This window comes from Rhodospirillaceae bacterium (assembly GCA_040219235.1).
Lineage (GTDB): Bacteria > Pseudomonadota > Alphaproteobacteria > Rhodospirillales > Rhodospirillaceae > WLXB01.
Map to the genome: position 1 here is coordinate 1,044,960 of JAVJSV010000011.1, position 23,046 is coordinate 1,068,005.

At 51.7% G+C, this 23,046-nt stretch carries 25 protein-coding genes; 15 read left to right on the forward strand and 10 right to left on the reverse strand.

The features are described 5' to 3' along the window. Window positions 1-28: 28 nt before the first annotated feature. The 5 genes from RIC29_08890 to flgF all read right to left on the reverse strand — a co-directional run bounded on the left by RIC29_08890 (window position 29) and on the right by flgF (window position 5,250). Window positions 29-904 (reverse strand): IS1595 family transposase, encoded by an 876-nt coding sequence (locus tag RIC29_08890; GenBank protein ID MEQ8735027.1) that lies wholly within the window; start codon window positions 902-904, stop codon window positions 29-31. A gap of 565 nt (window positions 905-1,469) precedes the next feature. After that, a complete protein-coding gene (gene flgH, locus RIC29_08895; protein ID MEQ8735028.1) occupies window positions 1,470-2,222 on the reverse strand; it encodes a flagellar basal body L-ring protein FlgH in 753 nt (250 codons plus the stop codon). 54 nt (window positions 2,223-2,276) lie between these two features. After that, on the reverse strand, window positions 2,277-3,659 hold the full coding sequence (gene flgA / locus RIC29_08900) for a flagellar basal body P-ring formation chaperone FlgA (GenBank protein MEQ8735029.1): 1,383 nt from the start codon (window positions 3,657-3,659) through the stop codon (window positions 2,277-2,279). A 21-nt stretch (window positions 3,660-3,680) separates the two neighbouring features. Then, on the reverse strand, window positions 3,681-4,466 hold the full coding sequence (gene flgG, locus RIC29_08905) for a flagellar basal-body rod protein FlgG (protein MEQ8735030.1): 786 nt from the start codon (window positions 4,464-4,466) through the stop codon (window positions 3,681-3,683). Window positions 4,467-4,506: 40 nt separating this feature from the next. Further along, window positions 4,507-5,250: a flagellar basal-body rod protein FlgF gene (gene flgF / locus RIC29_08910; protein ID MEQ8735031.1), complete on the reverse strand. Its 744-nt coding sequence runs from the start codon at window positions 5,248-5,250 to the stop codon at window positions 4,507-4,509. A 363-nt stretch (window positions 5,251-5,613) separates the two neighbouring features. On the opposite strand from flgF, the gene RIC29_08915 reads away from it, so the two are divergent. The 8 genes from RIC29_08915 (at window position 5,614) to RIC29_08950 (ending at window position 14,761) form a co-directional block, all read left to right on the forward strand. Then, complete coding sequence (locus RIC29_08915) at window positions 5,614-6,195, forward strand: flagellar basal body-associated FliL family protein (GenBank protein ID MEQ8735032.1); 582 nt, start codon at window positions 5,614-5,616, stop codon at window positions 6,193-6,195. A gap of 36 nt (window positions 6,196-6,231) precedes the next feature. Then, entirely contained in the window at window positions 6,232-7,392 is a 1,161-nt protein-coding gene (gene fliM, locus RIC29_08920) for a flagellar motor switch protein FliM (GenBank protein MEQ8735033.1), read from the forward strand. 171 nt (window positions 7,393-7,563) lie between these two features. After that, window positions 7,564-8,229, forward strand: coding sequence for a DUF6468 domain-containing protein (locus RIC29_08925; GenBank protein MEQ8735034.1), 666 nt, complete (start codon window positions 7,564-7,566; stop codon window positions 8,227-8,229). Window positions 8,230-8,427: 198 nt separating this feature from the next. After that, complete coding sequence (locus RIC29_08930; protein MEQ8735035.1) at window positions 8,428-9,153, forward strand: hypothetical protein; 726 nt, start codon at window positions 8,428-8,430, stop codon at window positions 9,151-9,153. A gap of 203 nt (window positions 9,154-9,356) precedes the next feature. Further along, the gene (locus RIC29_08935; GenBank protein MEQ8735036.1) at window positions 9,357-9,749 is read left to right on the forward strand and encodes a response regulator; all 393 of its coding nucleotides are present in this window, start codon (window positions 9,357-9,359) and stop codon (window positions 9,747-9,749) included. A gap of 42 nt (window positions 9,750-9,791) precedes the next feature. Next, window positions 9,792-10,505 carry a hypothetical protein gene (locus RIC29_08940; GenBank protein ID MEQ8735037.1) on the forward strand — a complete coding sequence of 238 codons (714 nt, stop codon included), beginning with the start codon at window positions 9,792-9,794 and terminating at the stop codon, window positions 10,503-10,505. Between the two features lie 17 nt (window positions 10,506-10,522). Beyond that, complete coding sequence (locus RIC29_08945) at window positions 10,523-11,278, forward strand: flagellar motor protein MotB (protein ID MEQ8735038.1); 756 nt, start codon at window positions 10,523-10,525, stop codon at window positions 11,276-11,278. A gap of 9 nt (window positions 11,279-11,287) precedes the next feature. Beyond that, window positions 11,288-14,761, forward strand: a complete 3,474-nt coding sequence (locus RIC29_08950) for a tetratricopeptide repeat protein (protein MEQ8735039.1) — start codon at window positions 11,288-11,290, stop codon at window positions 14,759-14,761. Window positions 14,762-14,899: 138 nt separating this feature from the next. Here RIC29_08950 and fliP read toward each other — a convergent pair whose 3' ends face one another. The 4 genes from fliP to RIC29_08970 are packed head-to-tail and all read right to left on the reverse strand — an operon-like array spanning window position 14,900 to window position 16,660. Continuing rightward, complete coding sequence (gene fliP / locus RIC29_08955; GenBank protein MEQ8735040.1) at window positions 14,900-15,682, reverse strand: flagellar type III secretion system pore protein FliP; 783 nt, start codon at window positions 15,680-15,682, stop codon at window positions 14,900-14,902. Beyond that, on the reverse strand, window positions 15,679-15,987 hold the full coding sequence (locus RIC29_08960; GenBank protein MEQ8735041.1) for a flagellar biosynthetic protein FliO: 309 nt from the start codon (window positions 15,985-15,987) through the stop codon (window positions 15,679-15,681). The genes fliP and RIC29_08960 overlap by 4 nt, the downstream gene beginning before the upstream one ends. Before the next feature lie 3 nt (window positions 15,988-15,990). Then, the gene (locus tag RIC29_08965; GenBank protein MEQ8735042.1) at window positions 15,991-16,329 is read right to left on the reverse strand and encodes a hypothetical protein; all 339 of its coding nucleotides are present in this window, start codon (window positions 16,327-16,329) and stop codon (window positions 15,991-15,993) included. Continuing rightward, window positions 16,322-16,660, reverse strand: a complete 339-nt coding sequence (locus tag RIC29_08970) for an EscU/YscU/HrcU family type III secretion system export apparatus switch protein (protein MEQ8735043.1) — start codon at window positions 16,658-16,660, stop codon at window positions 16,322-16,324. The genes RIC29_08965 and RIC29_08970 overlap by 8 nt, the downstream gene beginning before the upstream one ends. Before the next feature lie 318 nt (window positions 16,661-16,978). On the opposite strand from RIC29_08970, the gene RIC29_08975 reads away from it, so the two are divergent. From RIC29_08975 to RIC29_09005, 7 genes are all read left to right on the forward strand, one after another. Then, window positions 16,979-17,389 carry a flagellar basal body rod protein FlgB gene (locus tag RIC29_08975; protein MEQ8735044.1) on the forward strand — a complete coding sequence of 137 codons (411 nt, stop codon included), beginning with the start codon at window positions 16,979-16,981 and terminating at the stop codon, window positions 17,387-17,389. Between the two features lie 12 nt (window positions 17,390-17,401). Continuing rightward, window positions 17,402-17,812: a flagellar basal body rod protein FlgC gene (flgC, locus tag RIC29_08980; GenBank protein ID MEQ8735045.1), complete on the forward strand. Its 411-nt coding sequence runs from the start codon at window positions 17,402-17,404 to the stop codon at window positions 17,810-17,812. Window positions 17,813-17,891: 79 nt separating this feature from the next. Continuing rightward, window positions 17,892-18,206, forward strand: a complete 315-nt coding sequence (locus RIC29_08985) for a flagellar hook-basal body complex protein FliE (protein ID MEQ8735046.1) — start codon at window positions 17,892-17,894, stop codon at window positions 18,204-18,206. A 35-nt stretch (window positions 18,207-18,241) separates the two neighbouring features. Further along, window positions 18,242-18,508 (forward strand): flagellar biosynthesis protein FliQ, encoded by a 267-nt coding sequence (gene fliQ, locus RIC29_08990; GenBank protein MEQ8735047.1) that lies wholly within the window; start codon window positions 18,242-18,244, stop codon window positions 18,506-18,508. Window positions 18,509-18,558: 50 nt separating this feature from the next. Beyond that, window positions 18,559-19,335, forward strand: a complete 777-nt coding sequence (gene fliR / locus RIC29_08995; GenBank protein MEQ8735048.1) for a flagellar biosynthetic protein FliR — start codon at window positions 18,559-18,561, stop codon at window positions 19,333-19,335. Next, on the forward strand, window positions 19,328-20,401 hold the full coding sequence (gene flhB, locus RIC29_09000) for a flagellar biosynthesis protein FlhB (protein MEQ8735049.1): 1,074 nt from the start codon (window positions 19,328-19,330) through the stop codon (window positions 20,399-20,401). Before fliR ends, flhB begins: the two co-directional genes overlap by 8 nt. Then, window positions 20,385-22,904: a PAS domain-containing protein gene (locus tag RIC29_09005; protein MEQ8735050.1), complete on the forward strand. Its 2,520-nt coding sequence runs from the start codon at window positions 20,385-20,387 to the stop codon at window positions 22,902-22,904. The genes flhB and RIC29_09005 overlap by 17 nt, the downstream gene beginning before the upstream one ends. Window positions 22,905-22,911: 7 nt before the next feature. Here the strand turns inward: RIC29_09005 and RIC29_09010 are convergent, their stop codons facing one another. Then, window positions 22,912-23,046, reverse strand: a complete 135-nt coding sequence (locus RIC29_09010; protein ID MEQ8735051.1) for an entericidin A/B family lipoprotein — start codon at window positions 23,044-23,046, stop codon at window positions 22,912-22,914.

The window sequence follows — 23,046 nt, forward strand, 5'->3', positions numbered from 1 at the left end:
GATGGAGACGTTGACGAGTTCGACGCTGCTATTTCTTCAATGGTTCAAAAGTCGAAAGCAACTCAGGGAACATCGTCTCAGGACACTTCCGGCGATTGTGACGAAACTCAAACTCGTCCGCGTAAAGATCAAGGTACTTAGACGAGACGTGGACGTGAGTGCCACGGATGCTGTTTTTCAGCCTTGCCCAATATGACTCCATTGAATTGGTAGTCACGTCACCACGAGCGTATTCCTTGCGGCCATGGTCAACCGTTTCGTGTTTATAGCCACGCTTAGACAGACTCTTGTAGGCGTGTGCTTCGTCTGTGTTGATGGTTGAACCCTTAACCACATTAGCCTCAATAATCGGCAAAAGCGTCTTGGCTTGTGAGTTAGGGACGACCTGGGTTTGAACGTCACCGTCGCGCTGTACCATGCCAAGAACGATTGCTTTGTTACCCACGACCTTGAAACCGCCGCCAATGCCCTTTCTACGGCCACTAAACATGCTCTCGTCGATCTCGACTGTGCCGGATAACGGTTCGTCCCCATCCACCCTGGACATATGCTCACGGATAACCTTAGCCATACGCCAAGCCGCTTTGTAGGTAACGCCCAACTGGCGCTCTAGTTCCTTGGCAGCAACACCATGGCGGGACGTGGTAAACATCCAGATCGCATAGAACCAAAGCTGTAGGGACGTGCGCGAGCGGTGAAACGGCGTATCTACGCAGGGATATTCATGATGCCCGCACCACTGGCAGGAATAAGCCCGCCGATTAGTGAGCGGGTACCACTTTCCTTGTTTCTCACACTTGGGGCAAACGTAATCAGAACCATAACGGGCCTCGAATAGATGATCTAAACAGGCTTGATCACTGGGGAACTGCTTGAAAAAGTCTCTAAGGGTCTGTGTTTTCATGATGGTTAGATATTACAAAAACACCTACCGTGCGTCAAGGGGATAATCACCATTAAATTTGTTGATAGCAAGATCTTTTTCCATCAGGCCAGAAAAATCTTAGTGCATGGGCTCGTTCCAAGGGGTGCAGCTAAGGCGCTTCCATGGGCTCGTTTCCCCGATCATACGTGCATGGGCTCGTTTGAACTGAACCAGTCGTGCATGGGCTCGTTCCACCGTCGAGCCCCACAACAAAAAATCTCGTTCCACCGTCGAGCCCCACAACAAAAAATCTCAAACCTCGACTCAATCCTTAAAAAGCCAGATATCGACCCAAGATCGGGTCTCAAAAGCACAAAAAAAGACCGGTGGGAACATGTCCCACCGGCGAGTTTGCTTCTGCGCCGCAACAGGCCATGACAGTTGCTACGGCAGGTGTGATCGTTCGGAGTCGTCAAGACCTAAAATCTGTCAGAGTGGACCGATCTGCATCACACCGGAAGGATCTCGGTGCGTGCCTGGGGGGCGACGGAGGCGGAACATTCTGTTCGCGCTGGTGTTGAACCCGTCGCCGCACCCTGGCGTGTTAGAAGGGAAAGACGATGTCGAAGATCTGTTGTCCGTAGCGAGGTTGCTGGACATCAGACAGGCTGCCACGTCCACCATAGGAGATGCGCGCTTCGGCGATCTTGTCCCAGGTGATTGTGTTGGTGGAGCCGACATCCTCAGGCCGGATGACGCCGGCCACTGTCAGTTCACGAAGCTCGTCGTTGACGCGCACTTCCTGGCGTCCGGCGATGGCCAGATTACCGTTCGGCAAAATCTGAAGCACGACCGCAGCCAGACGGATGTTGATGCTTTCATCCCGCGCGATGTTGCCAGAGCCGCGATAGTTGCTGCCGCTGCTGATATCCAACGCTGGGGTCTGGTTGCTGCCGGGCAGAATACGGTTCTGGGCGTTGAACAGGTTGCCCACACTCAGGGTCTCAGAGACGTTGTCTCTGGTCCGCTGGGACTCATTGTTCAGGGTCGCGCTTTCGTTCTGAATGTTGACGATGACCGTCAGAACATCACCGATATCGCTGGCGCGCTGATCCTTGAAGAAGGCGCGTGCGCCGGGACGCCACAGCGAGTTGGCATTCGGCGCCAGCACCTGGGGTGTCGGCATCGGCATGCTCACTGGGCGATAATTGTTGTCTGTTGTCGGGTTGACGACAGGGGTCATGGCGGGCGGCTGCCCCACACGGGAGAGCCGTTCCATGTTGCTGCATCCTGATAGCGCGGTTGCGCCGATGAGAAGAGCAGCTAGCGTTTTAAGTGTTGAGCGAGGGACGTTCATGGCCTTTGTCCTTTTTTCTCTTAGTTTTAATTACTGATTTGCGATTTGCAGGCGTTACTGCATTGCTGTTTGTAGAGAGTCCACGCGGACCGTGTCGGCATCGACGATGGTCGCGAGGATGGTCTTGTTCGACAGCGTGTTGACGACTTTGATCGTTTCATTGGCGCCGCCTTTTTCCAGCGCCTTGCCTTTGGCCGATAGCTGCATGTAGGGCGTATTCAGCTTGATGGTCACGATCTTGCCGCGATCCACCATAATCGGGGTGCGCAGGTCGCGGTCGCGGAACGCCTGACCGGCTCTGACCGTGCGGCGTGCAACCAGGCCCTCAATATCGTAATCGTCGTAAAGAACGTCGCCATTGATCTCGTGTTCATTCACGGTCACCCAATGATAGTCTCTGTCGGTTACCAATGTGCCCCGGCGGATATCGCGGATGGCCACTGGAATTTCGACGGGCACGACGGAATGCACATCTGAACTGCGGATTGGCGCACCCGAGGGCAAGAATCGCCGGGGAGACAGCCCAATCAGGCGGTTCATGTCGGTGATCACGTTGTCAGATAAATCACTCTGATTGACCGTCACCCATTGCAGATGCGCCGTGGTGATTTTTGCATCCTCGCGCAGGTTCTGCACGGGCACTGGAATATCGACTAAAGAGACACGAATAACATCTGTATCGCGCACCGGTTCACCCGAGCGGATATACGTGCGCGGGCTTTTGCCAACCAGCAAGCGGGGGTCCATGATGGTGTCGCGATAGACGTTGTCCGCTTTAATATCGACCAGCGTGATCATGTCATCGGTGATCAGGGTATTCTTGCTGATATTCTGCTTCAGAGTTGGCACGGTCACGGTTGGGAACGCCAGGCCACGCACGGGAATAAATTGTGCAGACGGGGCCCCCCGGGGCACTTCAATCACAGCCGAAAACACACGGCTTTCTGCGTCGAAGTAAGGCTCACGGATGCCAATTTCGGGTGCAACATCGGTTGAAACAGTAACGCTACTCAGCGGTGTTACGACTTCTAAACCATAGTTGCTGGGCAGCCCATGAAGGGCGAGTTCACCACGCAGGTGATCCAGAATTTCGCTTTGGCTAATGGTCTGACCTTCACGATACACCGTGGCCCGGTCGTAGGTGTTCGATGGACGCCAATCAATGCCGTAGGTGCGAGCTAAATCTGAAAGCCACTTGGCCCCAAGCACAAACCGCTGGCCGGGTTCTGGCGCCTTGGCGACAGCCTTTTCAGGGCGCATGATATCGCCTTCAAAAAGGTCGCCTAATGTCACGACCGGCCCAGTAACGGTCACTGACGGACGCAGGTCTGCTGTAAAGTCGTGAATGTCAGCTTGAGCGTTGCCTGCGATTGCAACACTTGCAACGGCCGTCAGGCAAAACACAAAAGCTAAAAGTGAACGATGAACCAGGTTCATGGCTGTTTCCTATAAGCTCCGTTAGACCATCTGGTTGACGGTGGACGACATTTCGTCGGCAGTTTGAATGACCTTCGAGTTCATTTCGTAGGCCCGCTGCGCACTGATCAGATCGGTGATTTCAGACACCACGTTGACGTTGGAGGTCTCCAGGAAGCCCTGCAAAATTGTGCCAAATCCAGGGTCACCGGGAACGCCTGTGTTCTCGTTGCCCGAGGCCGGGGTCAGCAGGAACAGGTTGTCCCCAATGGCTTCAAGGCCGGCTTCGTTGGGGAAGGTGGCAAGCTGCAACTGACCTGCGGATTGCGGGTCTGTGACGCCATCTTGTTTATAGAAAACTTCGCCCTGCTGGTTGACCGAGATCGAAATCGCGTCCACTGGAACAGCGGACAATCCTTGAACCAAAAAGCCGTCATGGGTCACAACTTCGCCGTCCGGGCTTAACTGAAACGAGCCGTCTCGGGTGTAGCCGGTTTCACCATCTGGCAAATCAATCTGGAAATAGCCACGGCCTTGAATGGCTAAGTCGAGGCTGTTTTCCGTCGAGAGCATGCTGCCCTGCTCGGTGATGCGATACACGGCAGCGGTTTTAACACCCAGGCCGAGTTGCACCCCAGCGGGGACGATGGTGCCAGCGTCGGAAGACGTCGACCCGACACGCCGTAAATCTTGATACAGCAAGTCATTAAATTCTGTTCGCCGCCGGGTGTAGGCGGTGGTGTTCATGTTGGCGATGTTGTTGGAGATAACCTCCACATTCGTCTGCATCGCTAGCATGCCGGTTCCGGCAATGTTTAAAGCTCGGATACTCATGGCTGTTCCCTCGCTTCCCTTCTATTGAATTCTGTTAAGCAACTTTGCGCGTGAAGACGTCGGCGGCTTTTTTCTTCCGTTCGTCTTCCGTCTTGACCATATTATTAATGTCTTGGTACGCGCGGTTTAGCGCGATCATCCGGGTCATTTCTACGACACCGTTTACATTCGAATCTTCAAGTGCCCCTTGAGCAATGCGGGGGCGCTCAATATCTATAGACGGTTGCCCAGCAACAGCACGAAACAACGTGCCGTCAACCTGTTGCAGGTCGCGTGGGTCTGTAAAGTTGACCACACGAATACGGTCGACTTCTTCGGCATTGACGATGATGGCACCATCCCCATTGATGGTAATTTCATCAACGCTGGCGTCCAAAGTGATCGGAGTGTTGTTTGTGGAGAGAAGGGGAAGCCCTTCCTGGTTCACAATTTGCCCGTTGATATCCAGAGTAAAGTTTCCGGCGCGTGTGAAGTTTTCACCTTCAACGCCTTCAACAACAAAATAACCCTCGCCCTGAATGGCGAGATCAAGCGTGTTGTTGGTGTGGCGCAGCGGTCCCTGGGTCATATCCCGGACCAAGCCGAAGTCTTGGGTGAAAGCGATCTTGTCTTTAAAGGGCCGCTCATCAGACCTTACTTTGACAAGGTATTCACTGAACAGAACGTCGGATCCCTTAAAGCCAATGGTGTTCACATTGGCGAGGTTGTTTGAAACCACCTCAAGCTGGTTCCACAAAGCGTTCTGTCGCGAAAGCGAAATATACGTTGTATTATCCATGGCCTACCTTCTTTGCGCTTTTTGCGCGTTTATTCAGGCCAAAAGGAATGCACAAAGCATGCCAACTCTAAAAAACTATGTTTTATAATGCCTTAGGGATAAAGGAGTGGCCGGAAAGCTGGTCTAAGGGGAGTTCTCCGCCGGGTGAGGCGGGCAACTCTTGCCCCCCGGTCTTGGAGGCTCGCGTGATCACCGGCCCAGATTCAATATATTATTAACCAAACCTGCCTAGGTTCTGATTTGGGCCTTTGATTATAGGCTCAGTTTTTTAGGCTCGCCTGTGGGGGGTGTGGCCGCGCCCCGTGCTACACTCTTATAACACTATGATAAGAGAAAAGCCGTTGGGCTAAGGGAGAATGTGGGATGTCTGAAGATCTTGATGAAGATTTTGATGACGACGTAGATTTCGATTCCGGCGGCTATGACGAAGGTGGCGGGAAAAAGCGTCTCATCCTTCTTGTCGTATTGCCGCTTCTGCTGGTGATCGGTGGAGCTGCTGGTGCGTATTTCTCTGGCTTAGCAGACCCTTTACTGGCAATGCTCGGCGGTGAAGAACCTGCTGCTACCGAAGAAATATCGGACGGCGAAATGTCTGGTGATGCTGGTGGTGGTCTGGGTGCAGGCGGCGCACCGGTTGGCTCGGCGATTTTTTATGACCTACCGGAAATGCTGGTTAATCTGAATACGCCTGGCCGTACCCGTAACTTCCTGAAGATGCGCGTTAGCCTTGAGCTTGCGAATGAGAATGATATTACGACCATTGAAATGGTGTTGCCCCGGATCGTAGATAATTTTCAGGTCTATCTGCGCGAATTGCGTATGGAAGACTTACAGGGTGCTGCCGGCATGTATCGATTACGCGAGGAACTGTTGAACAGGGTCAATTCTGCTGTTCAGCCGGCGCGGGTTAATGATGTGCTTTTTAAAGAAATGATCGTACAATAATATCAATAAAAACAGCGCTTTAGCGGAAAAACGATAATGGTTCCACCCAGCGAAGATGAAACGCCCGGAGAAGACGACGAAGACCTTATGGCCGAATGGGAAGCCATGGCGTCTGACGGCGGGGATGATGGTGATGGAGATGAAGCTGACTCCATGGCCGCCGAATGGGAGGCTATGCTCGGCGGCGATGATGATAGCGATGATATGGCCTCTATGGGTGGCCGTGAGTCGACCCGCGTTCTCAATCAGGACGAAATCGACAGTCTTTTAGGGTTTGATGAAGCCTCAGACGAGGGCATGGACCGGGCTGGTATTCAGGCCATACTGAATTCAGCGCTGGTTTCCTATGAACGTCTGCCCATGCTTGAGGTGGTGTTCGACCGCCTCGTCCGCATGATGACGACCTCTCTGCGTAATTTTACCTCCGACAACGTTGAAGTCTCGTTGGATGATATTCTCTCTCAGCGGTTCGGCGATTACCTGAACTCTATTCCGCTGCCCGCCATGTTGACGGTTTTCAAGGCAGAAGAGTGGGATAATTACGGCCTGATGACCGTGGATTCATCGATGATCTACTCCATCGTTGATGTGTTGCTTGGTGGTCGTCGCGGCACTGCGGCTATGCGTGTTGAGGGTCGTCCGTACACCACAATTGAACGGACCCTGGTCGAACGCATGATTCATGTGGTTTTGGCTGATTTATCAGCCGCCTTTGATCCGTTGTCGCCGGTCACGTTCCGTTTTGACCGTCTTGAAACAAATCCGCGATTTGCGACAATTTCCCAGCCTTCTAATGCGGCGATCGTGGCGCGTCTACGCATTGATATGGAAGACCGTGGGGGGCGCTTAGAAATCCTAATCCCATTTGCAACACTGGAGCCGGTGCGCGAACTCCTACTTCAGATGTTCATGGGTGAGAAATTTGGCCGTGACTCCATCTGGGAAACCCACCTTGCAGAAGAAATGTGGTTTACGGAGGTTGGGCTTGAGGCCGTCCTTGACACTCAAATTATGTCCTTGAAAAAGGTTCTGGATCTGGAAGTTGGCTCTCGTCTTATGCTCAATACCGAACCCGATTCAGCGGTAGAATTGCGCTGTGGGGATGTTCCGATGTTTGAGGGGCGGATGGGCCGTCGGGGCAATAACATTGCAATCCGCGTCGATCACAAGAAGAAAAAGGCCGTTGCGCAGAGCTAAGCCCAGGAAAAAAAGGCGCTAGCAGCGTTTCAATATCCCTAGGGTTTAACTCTTTATTATGGGCTTTGACCTATATCTTTCAGGTGATTAGAGATCTCCCGACCAGTGTAGTTTAAAAAAGCAGGTCAAAGTGGCACAACATTCGCTGCCAAACCGGTGTGAGGCTGACAAATGATGGACATCCCCTTCGACACGATTATGGACTTAGTCATCATCTTTTTGCTTTTGCCAACCATTATATACGCGGTGATCCTGAACCGTAGATTGAATGCCCTTAGAAACTCCCGAGACGAACTGGCTAAAGTTGTTAGTAGCTTCAATGAAGCGACAATGCGTGCTGAAGCAGGCATTCCAAAACTCAAAAAAGCCACACTCGACGCCAATAATGCCCTGCAGGAGCGTGTTGAGAAGGCACATGCCCTCCGCGATGACCTTGCCTTTATGGTTGAGCGGGCCGAAGAAACCGCCGATCGTTTAGAAGGCGCAGTCAGAACAACGCGGACGGTGGATGCCCCTCAGGCGGCTCCCGCAGCGACCAGTCCTATTCGTTCTGCTCCACCACGATCTGCTCCACTTCGCGCTGTTTCTCCGCAGGGTGACCCCGCCGTAAATGCGCGCACGCTTGCCGGCGCGGCAATGGCAGCGAGCGATGATGACGGAGAACTGGATTTGCGCGCGGCCATTGGTGCTGCAAGGGCTGAGGCTAAGGTGAGCGGCCAACGCGAACCTGGCCCCGTTTTTGGCTCACCGCGCCCCCTTGCTGAGGCTATGCCAGTTGAAGATGAGCGCTCAGAGGCCGAGCGTGAGCTTCTTAAAGCGTTACAATCAGCACGCTGATAAAACCCAGTTTTTATGGTATCGTAACTTACTATGAGCATCACCAAACGTCATCCTAGGCCCAGCCAACCCAAGGGCGGAAATCCTACGAGAAAAAAACCTCGTGGGGTTTCAAAGAAGAAGGTGCGACGGCGTGGCCCGATTGTTCGGATATTGCCACTCCTTATTCTCGTGGCGATTTTTGTCCTGGGTTTTCGCGTGACCGTGGTTGTTAATGATGTTCAGACTCTCATGGCCTCCGTGGATGTTTCTCAGCCTAGTGCTGTTGCTCAAGAAGGGGCTGGAGCACGAGTTGAGGATGGTGCAACGGCCACCACAACCGATCAGATTGCCCAGGCTCAAGCCACTGCTCAGACCACTGCGGCTCAGCCAAATACGGAACCTGGTGCCGACGGCACGACGGAGGCGGAACCAGCGGCAAATTCCGAAGATAATGTTGGCGTATTAGATGCCCCAAATCAAAACGTTGCTGAATTCAGCACTGACCCGCAAACTTTTACGCAGTCCGAATTGGAACTCTTGCAACGTTTATCGGAACGCAGGAAGGTCATTGAGGCACAAGCACAAGAAAACAAAGCCCGTGAGGCAATGCTTCGGGCTGCTGAAGCGCGTATTGATGGCAAAATCGCAGAACTCCAGCAGCTTGAGCAAACCTTGTCAGATTTGGTGGCTGAGGCTGATGGTCAACAGAAAGCCAAAATTGAACAACTCGTTCGTATTTATGGCGCTATGAAGCCTAAGGATGCGGCACGGATTTTCAATGATCTGGATATGCCGATCCTACTGACAGTTGTTGAAGGCATGAAAGAGAACAAAGTCGCTCCTATTCTTGCTGATATGGATGCGATGAAAGCCACAGCGGTGACCGAGGCGCTGTCTATGCGTAAACTCATTCCTGGTATCAATGACGACCCTCAGGGCTAACAGCCGCTCTCGGACGGCTCCCTGTTGGTATCACCTGTTAGCGACCCATGTTACTGCCAAAAATCGGAGCATCAGTCGTCGTAACATGCGGAATTTAAAAGAAAATTCTAAAAATCGCGAACCTATAAATTAACCGGTCGCTAACCAATGATCCCTAACATCCAATCTGCGGTCCGTCTGTCTCGATCAGATAAGAGAAGGCCGTGACGAGCTCTGCGAAACGCCGGTCCGCCCTTGTGGTTGATGATCTGGACGTTATGCGCCGGTCCGTTGCCAACCTTCTCCGCAAACAGGATTTTGGCCCTGTCGACGAAGTGTCATCAGGTCCGGACGCCCTTGATCGAATAGCGGCTGCAGGTGGGTATGACCTGATTGTGTCGGATTGGAATATGGATCCGATGACAGGGTTGGAACTGTTGAAAGCAGTGCGTGCTGATCCTCAGCATTCACAGTCTGTTTTTGTTCTGATGACGGCCGAACCCACTGAAGCGAAACAGGCAGTCGCCGAAGCTGCCGGTGTCTCAGGGTTCTTGGTTAAGCCGTTTGCGGCGCCAACCTTGGTCTCTGAGATCAAAAAACATTTCGGCTGCGATTAACGGGTTCGCTGTTGGGCTCGTGGGGAAAGAGGCAAAGCAGAAATGGCTGTCCGAGGCGAACTTGGGACCCCATTTTCCATACCCATCGCTGCTGCACCACGGCGCGGCGACCAAAGCCTATGGCTGTTTCTCTCACTCTACTTACTGTTATTTGCCTTCTTTATTGTTCTGAACAGTTTCTCGACCTTTGACTCTGGCCGCCGGGATGCTGTCATCAACAGCGTGTTGGACGCTTTCGCTCAAATTTCCGGACCTGGCATCCAGCAAGACCTGGGTGGGACGACCGGCAATGAGTTTCAGGCCCGGCGTTTCCAGGATGCTGTGACGGATATTTTTGAATCTGCAATTCCATTGGCAAACCTCCGGGTCGCAATTACCGGAACACGAATGGAAGTTGATGTGCCATCGCAAGTCTTTTTTGAAGATGACAGTGTGGTGGTCCGCAATCCGCTGCCAATGCTGGATCGCATCGTTGCCACCGTAAGTTCGCCGCCATTTGGGACGGCCTATGAACTGTCCGTAATCGCCCGGGTGCCGGCGCAAGACAGTGAGACGCTGCCCATAAATATGACGACGGATATTGCCCGCGTAGGAAATATTGCACGCGCTCTGGATGCGCGCGGAATGCCCCCTAAGTCATTATCGATTGGTCTTGATGAAGGCGACAGTAGCGCTTTCACGCTCATCTTTTTCGCCGTAGAAGAGGGCGCAGATCGGGTTGTTATGCCAAGCCGGTCCGGTCCGGGTGTGCCATGATTTTAAGTACATTACACATGTCAGATTTAACCTCCCTTCAGCATGATATGGGGCTTGCCGTAGAATTTGGAGAGCCTAAAAGGGACCGTTCATCGGTTGCCTGGTTACTCACATTCAGTGATCTGGTTCTTCTGCTGCTGACATTCTTCATATTGTTGTTTGCCATGTCTGATATTGATCTGGGGAGATACGGTGCCCTGTCACGATCTACAGGTTTATCGTTGTCTGACCCGTTGCGCGATGAGACTCAATCGCCAACAACCAACTTCACCATTCCACAACAGGACTTGCCTCGTGCGGCAGATCTCGGGTTTTTGAAAGCCGTTGTCTCAGATGCGCTCTCAAAAGACGCTCGCTTTGGCCGTGTTTCAACACGGCTGACGGAAGAGTATCTGGTTCTTTCACTCCCTGGCTCGTTGCTGTTTGAGGCTGGGTCCGCCACTATTGGAGAACAAGCTCGTTCTGCTCTGTTTGATCTGGCAGGTTTATTGAGTGCCTTAGAAAATGAGGTTGCCGTGACGGGGCATGTTGGGCCTGAAGGTGTTAACAGCGCAGGCTTTTTAACAACCTGGGAGCTATCCTTGGCCCGCGCCGTTCGTGTTTCAGACGTTTTACGCCAATCTGGCTATCAAGGGGATATGACGGTCTTTGGTCGTGCAGACCTTGATTTTAAAATGAGATCTCAAAATTTACCGGAGGCCGCGCGTAATGCTCTGGCCGAAGCTGCGGACAGGGTTGATATAGTGATTTTTCCTTACGTCTCAGGGGTGTAAACTAAAGTTATGAACACGATTGGACCCATATCAAGATCATGCCTGCGGGTGGCTTTTGCCATCGCGCTGCTGATCGGCATGGGTCAACCTGTTTTGTCTGCCCCAATGCGCGTGGCCGAGAGAGACGGATATGGCAGGATCGTTTTTGATTGGCCGGCACCAGTTCGTTACTCCGCCAACGTGATTGGTGGTCAATTGGTCTTACAGTTTGACCGCCCAATTACAGGTGATGTGAGCGCAGCGGCTGCAGCTTTACCCGGGTATTTAAATGCTGGGCGGATAAGTCCAGACCGATTGACGGCCTCTTTTCCACTTACGAATACCTTTGAAATGAGGTCTCTCGTCGTCGGAACGGCTGTTGTTATTGATCTGTTTGGAGCCGCACCCGTGTCACCGGTGCCCGTGTCGCCGGCGCCAGTGGTGTCGCCTTCAACACCACCAGCGACCGTTCAACCTGCTGGTAGCGGTGCATCCCAGCCTGCGACCTCTTCTACAATCCAAGCACAACCGACTGTGCCAGTCTCGATCAACGTGCGAACGGGACGCCATCCGGATTACACGCGGATCGTTTTTGATCTCCCTGCAGCAGTACCCTATGCCGTGCAACGCGATGGTGACCGGGCTTCTATCATTATCCAAAGGCCGTCTTCATTAACAATTGAGGCATTGCGTCGAGGCCTTCCTGTGGAACTCCGGGCTGCAACCCTGTCGATTTCTAATGGGGCAACCAATGTCAATTTACCAATGCCAGCAGACCAGGAAATTAGACACTTCGTGAATGGTAATAGTATCGTTGTTGATCTGCTGTCATCCGGTGCTGTTGCAAATGCGCCATCCGCTCAAACGGCACAGGCTCAGACCCCAACTCCAGCGGCCGCGCCGCAACCGCGTCCCAGCCAGTCGGCGGACCCAGCTCCAACTCCAGCGCGTGCTATCCGTCCGTCCGGGAATATACCTCTGGCGTTACTGGGTGAGCTCCGCATCCCTGTGCCGCCTCCTGCGAAGCCACAAGTCACCGGTAGCCCGTCACAACGCGCGGCGATGCCTGCGGCAGCCCCAACAGTAAACACGACAAACGCGGGTATCGTTCCGGCAATGCGCTCGGCAGATGCTACAGAAGATATGGCACCCGTCGGGGCAGGACCGAGAGATGTCAGCTTGGTTATACCTTGGTCTGAACCAGCCGCTGCCGCCATCTTCCGCAGGTCAGGTTTTTTGTGGGCGATCTTTGATCGTTATCAGCAGCTTGACGTAGATGCTTTAGCGCGTGCCGGCGCGCCTTACATCACGTTTGTCGAGCAACTTCCTTATCGTAATAACACGATCTTGCGCATGGTGACCCAGCCCGGTCTAAACCCATTTGTGCGGCGTGAAGGTTTGGCCTGGATTATTGACTTTAGAGCCTTACCTTTAAGGCCAACCCGAACCATTGAAGTGCGTCCCCAGTTTGAGCGGACTGATCCGAACTTGTTCTTACCGATTACGGAAGCCGGGCGAACCATTGCGATCGAAGATCCTGAAATAGGGGATTACTTCCTTGCGGTACCCGTTATTCCGTTGGGGTATGGAATCTTTCCAGATCGCAGCTATCCCGATGTTGATATGCCAGCAACCGCTCAGGGTGTGATTGTTATTCCGAAAACGGATGGTGTGCGCGCTCAGGCATCACGTATTGGGATCGACATCGATCTTGATGGCGGTATGGCGGTTTCGCAACAATCACTTGCGGGTGGGGATGTTATGATCCCCTTTGAGTCAGCCGAACAAATGCAACGCATACTCAATCTCGGCGACTGGCAGATTGGTGATGCCGCCAACTATAATCGCAATAAGCAAGCTCTTCAGTTTGTGCTGGGGGATGAGCGCGCAGAGGTGCGCGAAGAAGCGCGGTATAGGCTGGCGCGATACCAGTTCGTCAATGGCTTTTTCCCAGAGACGCTCGCAATCCTCAGAATTATGGCTGACAACGATCCTGATATTACCGGCACAGGACCTTATCGTGCCTTGCGCGGCGCGACGAATCTGATGATGCGGCGCTATGAGGAAGCGATTGATGACTTTAATCACTATTCCCTGGCCAACGAAGAGGATACGCGGTTCTGGACATCGATTGCGCGCGCCCAGATTGCAGACCCCACTCTTGAAGCGGAAACCATCATCAAGACGGGCTCGATTATTGAAAGTTATCCCCGGCGCATCAAGATTCCTTTGGCTTTGATGGCAGCTGAAGCGGCCATTGATGCGGGTGATGATTTTGGAGCGCAGGGCTTTCTAGATATGATTCGCCGCCAAAACCCAAGACCCAATGAACTGGCAGCGATCGCTTATCTTGATGGAAAATTAAACGCTAAAATTGGCGAGTTGCAGGTCGCTCTGGAGAGTTTCAAAACTGCTGAAAAGAGCAAGAGTAGGCTTTATCAAACCTTAGCCTCAAAAGAACGCTATGAGTTAGAGCGTCAACTTGGCGAAATAACGACGCCTGAACTGATAGAGAATCTTGAGAAGCTCCGCTATCGCTGGCGCGGTGACGATATTGAGTTGAGCATCCTGGGTCGCCTGACTGATTTGTATATTGAACAGGATAATTACGGTGAGGCGCTTCGCACATTGAAGCTGGCGGCGTCTTACTTCAGGGATGATCCTGGCGTTGAGCAAGTGGCCGCCCGTATGAACGAGGTTTTTGAAGAGCTGTTCCTTAATGGCGAGGCTGACGATTTGTCTCCCATTACAGCCATCGCGCTGTTTGACGAATTCAGTGATCTCTTACCACCTGGCCGTCGCGGCGATGAGATGATCCGTAAACTTGCGGATCGGCTGGTCAGTGTCGATCTCTTGGATCAGGCTGCTCTGTTGCTTGAGCGACAGGTTGAATTCAGACTTGCTGGTCCGGATCAAGCCCGGGTTGGTGGGCGCCTCGCCTTGGTCCATTTGCTCAATCGCGAACCAGAAAAAGCATTACAGGTCCTGCAAGATACAAATTCCGGGCAGTTGACGCGGGAATTGCAAGAAAGCCGCCGCCGCTTGCAAGCCCGGGCCTTAACGGAACTGGGCAGATCTGACGAGGCGATCATTCTTCTGGGGGCCGATATGAGCATGGAGTCAAAGCAACTCCGCGCTGAAATATACTGGCGGAGCCAGAATTGGTCGGCCGCCGCCAACGCCATTGCAGAGATGGTTCCACCTGCGGATAGAAATCTCACGTTAAGCGATGACCAGTCACGACTGATTCTGGATTGGGTGACAGCGTTAACGCTTGCCGGAGACGACCGCACGGCCACACGCGTGCGTCAGAGATATTTAGCGGCAATGGAGCAAACGCCTTTCGCGGATGCGTTTGACTTAATCACCACGCCACGTGAGCGTGGTCTGGTCGACTACCGCACCGTGAGATCACAGATTGAGCAAGCAGAAGACTTCCAGTCTTTCCTGGTTGAGTATGAAGAAATGATTGGTGAGCAAACACTCTCAAGCGCCATCAATTAAGACTTACATTCCAATTAATTATATGTGGTTTGCCGCCGAGAGCTTGCGCGACTGTCTAGCGATGTCGGTGTCGCGTTTAGCATATGCCATGGAACAAAAGTGAGTCGGAACTGGAAGATGGAGCGAGCTCGCGTCGCTCTATCCAGGCCCTCCAAAGCTCTGCACCAAGCTTCCGACCAGAAGATACCAACCGTCAACCAACACAAAGAAGATCAATTTAAACGGCAGCGCGATCATCATCGGTGGCAACATCATCATGCCCATGGACATCAATACCGATGCGATCACCATATCGATGATGATAAACGGAACATAAATAAGAAAACCAATCTCGAAGGCACGACGCAATTCAGAAATCATGAATGCGGGTATGAGGGCTTGCAGCGGTGTGTCTTCTGGTGAGGCCACAGGGCCGGTGTTGGCCATGTCCATAAAGAGACTGAGATCCTTTGGCCGGACGTGCCGCATCATAAATTCATGAAAGGGAATAACTGTCCGGTTGAAGGCTTCTTCCTCCGCGATCTGTCCTTCAATAAGGGGGTTGATGCCCGTTTCCCAAGCTTCGGTAAAAGTTGGTGCCATGATGAAGGCTGTCATGAAAATCGCTAGGGACATGACGACGACGTTTGGCGGAGATGTATTTGTTCCCAAGGCCCGCCGCAAGATAGACATGACGACGACGACGCGCGTAAAGGCTGTCACCATCATGAGAATTGCTGGGGCAACTGACAGGACGGTGAACAGCAGCAGCAGCTGAACGATTTGCCCGGTGGTGGATGCAGAGTCTGACCCAAAATCTAAACTCAGACTCTGCGCGTTTGCTGTCGTTGCGCCGAAGAGCACAACCGCAAGGCCCGCAAACCTTATGAAAAACTTGAGCAGGCTCAAGGGATACCGCCGGTCTGCTGAGAGCAATCTCATGAGGTTGCCACCGTCGTTATGTTCGAATTTGTTTCGGTCGGTACTGGAATACCTTGTTCAACAACAAGACTATCTCCGGGTCCTATCATGAGCAGGTGCTCCATATTGTCACGACGCACTAAGACCAATTTGTGCCGCGCATCAACGGATGTTGATTCCACAGTCGTTACCCGCTTTTTCCGGCCCAGTGGACTCCGCCCGCCTTCACCCAAGCCATAGCGTCGCAATAGCCAGGCCATCCCCATAATCAATCCAAGGACTAAGATCAGGGCTAATACAGCCTGAACGTATGACATTGTTCCCATAATTTATTGACCTGTGGATTCGTTACGGCTGTATGCGGATGCGGCTATTCTCGGTGTCGTCTCATTTTGAAGGTTTGGCAGATCACCAAACTGTTCCTTCAATTTTGCGGTTAATAAATCCAGATCAGAGATAACTTTCTCTAAGTCTGGCAAAAGAGTCCGGCTTTCCTTTGCGGAAAGGGACACCACCGCGTCGCACGCTGTTTGGGTCCGCGTTTGCAAAGCGCTCAAATCTATGAGTCTGCCTTCCGACACCAAGCGACTAGCTGTGGCGATCAAAGACCCGACTTTATGGAGTTCTGAGTGTGTTTCGCTTAAGGACGGCTGCTGCATATCAGTCATGCCACTCACCTAAACTTTCTGGCGCTGGTTGGCCGTTGGCCGCATACAAATACGCGAGGACCTGCGCAACGGCTGTAAACGCATTCGTGGGGATGGGGCTGTCTACATCGATAGCTGATAGAATCTGAGCGAGGTCAGAATCTTCCCGCACCTTCACATCATTAGCAAAAGCGACATCAAGAATTTGCTCAGCAATAAAACCTCGGCCTGTGGCAATAATTTTTGGCGCCGAATCGCTTTGCTCCTCTAGGGCAATCGCAATCGTTTTGGGACTCTGATCGGTTTTTTTGATGTTTTTATCGGAGTCGGTGCGTTTTGGCGGAATAGACATCGTGGATGTCGTCCTTTGTGAATATCTGCGGCAGGTGGCTCTTAGTAGGCAAAATTTGCCTGATAGCCTTTAAGAAACGCTTAAACTTAGGTGCGAAAAGGGTGAGTCCACAGGTTCTAAAGGCGCACTTTTCCGGGATTCATGGATTCTTAAGATTCCGGAGCCAAATTCATTCCCGGTAAGGGCCGCTCCGCCCAGACGGAGCAAACGCCGTGAGGCACCGGAATGACGGGGACCAACGAGTTTCCCTGTTCCGGGTGAGAAGTGAAAACAGGCGGTTTGGCGTGTGACGTGCCGAATTACCTGGGGACCGGAACGATGGATATAGGCAAGCTAAAAGTTTTCCAGATGGCGATGACCAAGATGGAATGGGCATCGCAGCGCCAAAAACTTTTGTCGCAAAATGTCGTGAATGCGAATACGCCAGGCTATGCGCCGCAGGATCTTAAGTCTTTTGATTTCAAGAAAACCTTGCGGTCCGCTGCGCCCGTGCAAGTCGCGATGACCAATCCGATGCATTCAAAAGGAACCATTCCAGAGCAGGAAACCTTCCGCAATCGTGAGGTGCGCCGGAATTTTGAAGTTTCCCCAGATGGCAACCAAGTCATTCTTGAAGAGCAGATGCAAAAAGTTGGATCAACACGCAGTCAGTACAATCAGGCGATCACATTGATGAACTCGCATATGAAAATGTTGAAGATGGCCCTCGGTAAGGGCGGCGGAGCATAAAGGTAAATGACCATGGATAATCTCAGCGCCAGTTCAGAAATTGCCGCACAAGGCATGAAGGCCCAAGCAACGCGTTTGCGTGTGATTTCGGAAAATTTAGCCAACGCCAACTCAACCTCGGAAGTCCCGGGGGGCGAGCCTTATCGACGAAAACTTCTGACATTCCGTAATACGCTGGATCGCGAGCTAGAGGCCAACACAGTTACTGTAAAACGCATCTATGACGACCAATCGGAACTGGGCGTTAAATATGACCCAGCACACCCTGCGGCCGATGAAAATGGTTATGTTCTGACGCCAAACGTAAATCCACTCATTGAAATGATGGATATGCGTGAGGCGCAACGATCTTACGAAGCCAACCTGAACGTGATCACAGCATCGCGGGAAATGGTTGCCAAAACTCTAGAACTTCTGCGCTAGGCCATGACAGAGCGTAAACCGCGCTTAAAAGCGGGACGCTCAAGATGAACAAAACACTTAGATAACCCCGGAGGGGACAATGACCATAGATTTCAATACGGCTGTCAGTGCGTACAAAGAAGCTGCCGCTTCGGTAAGTGGGGCCGGTGGTGGCGTCACTCCGCCGGGCAAGTCAGATGGGTCTTTTGTGAATATGGTGAAGGATTCTCTTGATTCAGCTATGGAAATAAACAAACACGCTGAACAAGTGACAATGGCAAGAATCGCAGGCGAAGCAAGCACCATGGATGTGGTGACGGCTGTGGCGAGTGCCCAGCATACCTTAGAAACAGTTGTCGCTGTGCGGGACAAAGTCCTCCAAGCCTATCAGGAAGTTCTTAGGATGCCGATCTAACGTCATTTGAGCCTGCCATACCTGGAGATCTAAAAATGAACGAAGTCGAAGTGATCGATATTGGCAGGGATGCGGTTTTTACCATGCTCAAAGTAGCCGGGCCGATTCTGTTGGTGGGCTTAACTGTTGGGTTAACTGTATCGGTCTTCCAGACGCTGACCCATATCCAAGAAATGACATTGACGTTTATTCCAAAGATCACTGCCGTGTTCACATCACTGATATTTTTTATGCCATGGATGTTGACCCAGCTCACGGAGTTTACGCAAAGAATTATGGATAAAATCATATCTTTGCCATAGCAAGGCTGTGGTGGCCCTGATGCCCTGGCTAGCCAATTTAAGGCGCATTCATGTTAAGTGATTTGCTCGTCATAAACGTGTTTCACTTCTTACTAGTGTTCGCACGTTTAGGAGTGGTTTTTTTGCTTATGCCAGGTATTTCTGCTGGCTACATACCCGTCAGGATTCGCCTCATCCTGGCTCTTTTAGTGACCTTACTGACTCTGCCTCTGGTGCAGCAATACCTTCCGGAGCAACCAGAATCTTCTGGCCTCCTTGTCAAGCTGATCTTTCTTGAAATGATGGTGGGGGCGTTTATTGGCGCTATTATTCAGACTGTAATGGCGGCTTTGGACCTTGCTGGCCTCAAAATAAGTCAGGCTGTTGGCCTGATGAACGCCTTCGTAGATGATCCAGTGAGTGATACCCAAAGCGCGATTATTATCGGCTTTCTAAACATGATTGTTGTTATTCTTATTTTCTCGACCGGCCTTCATGCTTTGATGATCATGGCAATCGTCGATAGTTATACTTTAATGATGCCGAACGATCCGCTGATGACCGGCGACATGCTCAACATGTTGGCATCAGCTTTGACTGAGGCTTTTCACGTTGGAACACGTCTGGCGTCACCATTTCTGGTATACTCATTGGTGTTTCAGGTGACGATGGGCATTATGTCGCGATTGTCGCCTCAAATGAATGTCTTTTTTGTCGCGTTGCCGATCCAACTTTTGCTGGGTTTTGCCCTACTTACGATCGCTTTGCCAGCGATTATGATGACGTTCTTGCATTACTTCGAGAGCAATCTGATCGCGCTTCTGTTACCAGGAGTAAACGGTGTCTGACGATAAAGACTCAAAAACAGAGCAGCCGACCGCGAAGAAAAAGGGCAAGGCGCGGAACGACGGCAATGTCCCACAGCATCAGGAGTTAAAAACCTTTTCAATGCTTCTGGCGGGCTTGGTGGTGATTGGCCTAATCGCGCCTCAATTGGCTGCTGATATGGCTGATTTTCTGAAGATATTTTTGCAGAGACCACACACCCTTTCTCTGGAAGCGGAGGGGGTTCGGTATCTTATTTTTAATGCAGGTCTCAAGGTTGCGGGATTGCTGGCCTTTGCTATGGCTATCTTTGTCGTCGCTGCGATAGTTCCACCGCTCTACGTAAACGGGTTTATGTGGACCCCAAAAAAGATGGAGATGAAGCTCTCAACATTGAGCCCGATCGCAGGTGTAAAAAGATTTATCTCTACCCAGACACTCGTGGAGTTTGGAAAAAGCCTGGCAAAGATTACTGTCGTCGCTATTCTTGTTGCTTTCGTCGTCATTCCTTTGTTCCGCCACCCAGACCAATTGGTTGACCGGGACCTAATGATAACTTTGGGAGAGATTCACTGGCTCGTCATCATTGTACTGTTCCTGGTTGTGTTATTTATGGGGCTGATCGGCATTATCGATTTGACCTATCAAAAGTGGCATCACAACGAAAAACTCAAGATGACCAAGCAGGAAGTCAAAGACGAGAGAAAGAATGCCGAAGGTGATCCCAAGATTAAGGCCCGTATTCGAAATATTCGGATGCAAAGACATCGCCAAAACATGATCGCGAATGTCCAACGCGCGAGTGTGGTTATTACTAATCCAACGCACTATGCCGTAGCCTTGAGATACGAAATGGATGATATGCATGCGCCCGTATTGGTTGCGAAGGGAGTGGATTATCTTGCCCAGCGCATCCGACAGGCCGCTGATGAGCATGAGGTGCCTATTGTAGAAAACCCGCCGCTCGCTCGTGCTCTATATGCTGCCGTGGAAGTTGATCAAGAAATCCCGCCGGAGCACTATAAGGCTGTTGCCGAGGTTATCGGTTACGTCATGCAGTTAAAGGGCAAGGTTGCGCGCGCATCTTAAATCAATAATCGCTACCGCTCTTGCCATATTTGCGGTCATCGGTTTAGCAGTTAACGCCACAATTCCATTGGTTTCTTGGCCAGTTGTCGCTGTTGTTGCGTCTGCACTTTTTATCGTGCTGCCAGTGATGTACTGGTCCGACCTCTCTTCGCCACCATCGCGTCAGCAACAGCTTAATACTGTTACCGCCGTTTTTGAGTCAGCGTCTGGACCTAGGCTCGTGACGGACGAGGAAGGGCACGTACTTTATCAAAATGCATCCGGTCAAGAGTGGTTGGCGAACGACCGGCCAATAAGCCGGTTATCGCATCTAGCAGCTGAGGAATACGATGGGGGTGAACTGGTTGAACGCCTGCGCCAGGCTATCGACTCAGGTTTGTCTGAGAAACTAGAAATTCCACTTCGTGGTGATATGCCAGAACCTGATTGGTATCAGATTTCTGTCCGGCCTATGGAGACCTTACCTGATTTATACATTTGGTCACTGGAAGACGTGACGGCACAGAGAGCCATCAATGATGTACTTAGCCGTGAGCGGCAAGACCTTGCTGACTTTCTCGACTTCATGCCAACGGGCGTTTACTCGGTTGATGTTGATGGTGCCTTTCACTATGTAAATCAGCGATTTGCCGAATGGCTTGGTTATACAGCTGACCAAATCATGGATCTCTCTTTAGATGACGTTTTGGCTGGCTCAAAACGTCCGGATCCAGACGGAGAATGGCAAGGACGGGTCCATTTTCGCTCGTTAAATGGCGACGTGATTGATGCGTTGGTGTTTCAAGGGACCTATGATGATGCTGGTGTGACGCGGACCAGATCGCTGATCATGCGCGATGTCAGCGAAGTGACTCAAACACGGCAGGATTTAAATTCCTCTGGATTCCGGAGTTTGCTCGATTCCGCGCCAGTCGCGACAGCCTTAACAGAGGCCGATGGGACGATCAGCGATTGCAACCGGTCATTTGCACAATTGGTCGCTCGCGAGAGAGAGGCGGTCATTGGGTCATCTCTGTCAGACTTTCTTATAGATGATGATCACCGTGTTTTTCGCAGCGAGTTTGATCGTCTTGTTGATGGACGATCTGACAGCGCGCAGGTCGATGTGCGGCTTGTGCAAGCGGCAGGCAATACGTCAAAACAAGTTTCAATATTCTTAGGGCCATTATCAGGCGCGGCAGCATCCGCAGCAGGAGAAGTGGATGGGGCTGTAGTTCATGTGATTGACACTACGGAACAAAAGAACTTGGAAGTGCAATTTGCACAAGCACAGAAGATGCAGGCCATGGGTCAATTGGCGGGTGGAGTCGCCCATGATTTTAATAACTTGCTGACCGCAATGATCGGCTTTTGTGATTTATTGCTGCAGCGCCATGCTGCGGGAGATCCATCTTTTGCCGATATTATGCAGATCAAACAGAATGCTAACCGGGCAGCTAATCTGGTTAGACAGCTTCTTGCCTTTTCACGTAAACAGCCATTGCAGCCAAAAGAACTGAATTGCACTGATCACCTCACAGAACTCTCACATTTGCTAACGCGGCTCATTGGGGAATCCATAGAGTTTAACTTGGTACACGGACGTGATCTTGGGCTGGTTCGGGTTGATCCTGGGCAGTTTGATCAGATTATTATCAATCTTGCGGTCAATGCGCGAGATGCTATGGCTGGCGGTGGAACTTTAACAATTGCCACTGACACGCAAATCTTTGAAGCGCCGACTCAGTTGGGGGCTGAGCAAGTTCCTGCTGGTCGTTATGTAAAAATTTCTGTGACAGATACGGGCAATGGCATCGCCAGAGAGGATTTGGGGCGGATATTCGAGCCATTCTTTTCTACAAAACAGGAGACTCCGGGCGCAGGTACTGGATTAGGTCTCGCAACTGTTTACGGAATTGTGCGGCAAACTGGTGGCTTTATCTTTGTGGATTCTTCGCCCGGTCAAGGTGCCCAGTTTACGATTTACTTACCACGACTAGAGCCCGAGACGAGCGAGACGGGGGCGAGTGAGAAACCGGTTAATCTCTCAAGAAGAGTCGAATTTCAATCGGACGAAGATCCTGTGGCGCTGGCCGGGAAAATTGGCGCTGCCCTTGCTAAAAGTCCAAGCAAAGGTGATCTCTCTGGCAGTGGAACCGTGCTTCTTGTAGAGGATGAAGACGCGGTTCGTGTGTTTGCTGCCAGAGCCCTGAAGAATAAGGGGTACGATGTTTTGGAAGCGCGTACGGGTGAGCAAGCCATGGAGATGCTGCAAGAGGGGACCCCCTTGGACTTGTTGATTACTGATATGATGATGCCGGGGATGGATGGTGGAACGCTCGCACGTTTCGTGCGCGTCGAGAGACCGGAAGTTCGTATTATTTTAATCTCGGGTTATTCAGAGGAAGTTGCTCGGGGTGATGTCGTTGATAGTCCCGATATTCACTTCTTACCCAAACCGTTTAGTCTCGGGCAGTTGGCGACGAAGGTGAAAGATGTTTTAGCTGGTCCTTCCGGACAATAACTCCAGCTTAATCTGCGGCGTCTTCTATGCGCTTGCCAGCACCCTGCATATCTTTACCTATACCTTCTAAGGTGTTGCATCCTGCAAGACCAAGCAAGCATCCAAATGCAACAGTTGTGATGATCAAGCGCAGCAACGTCAT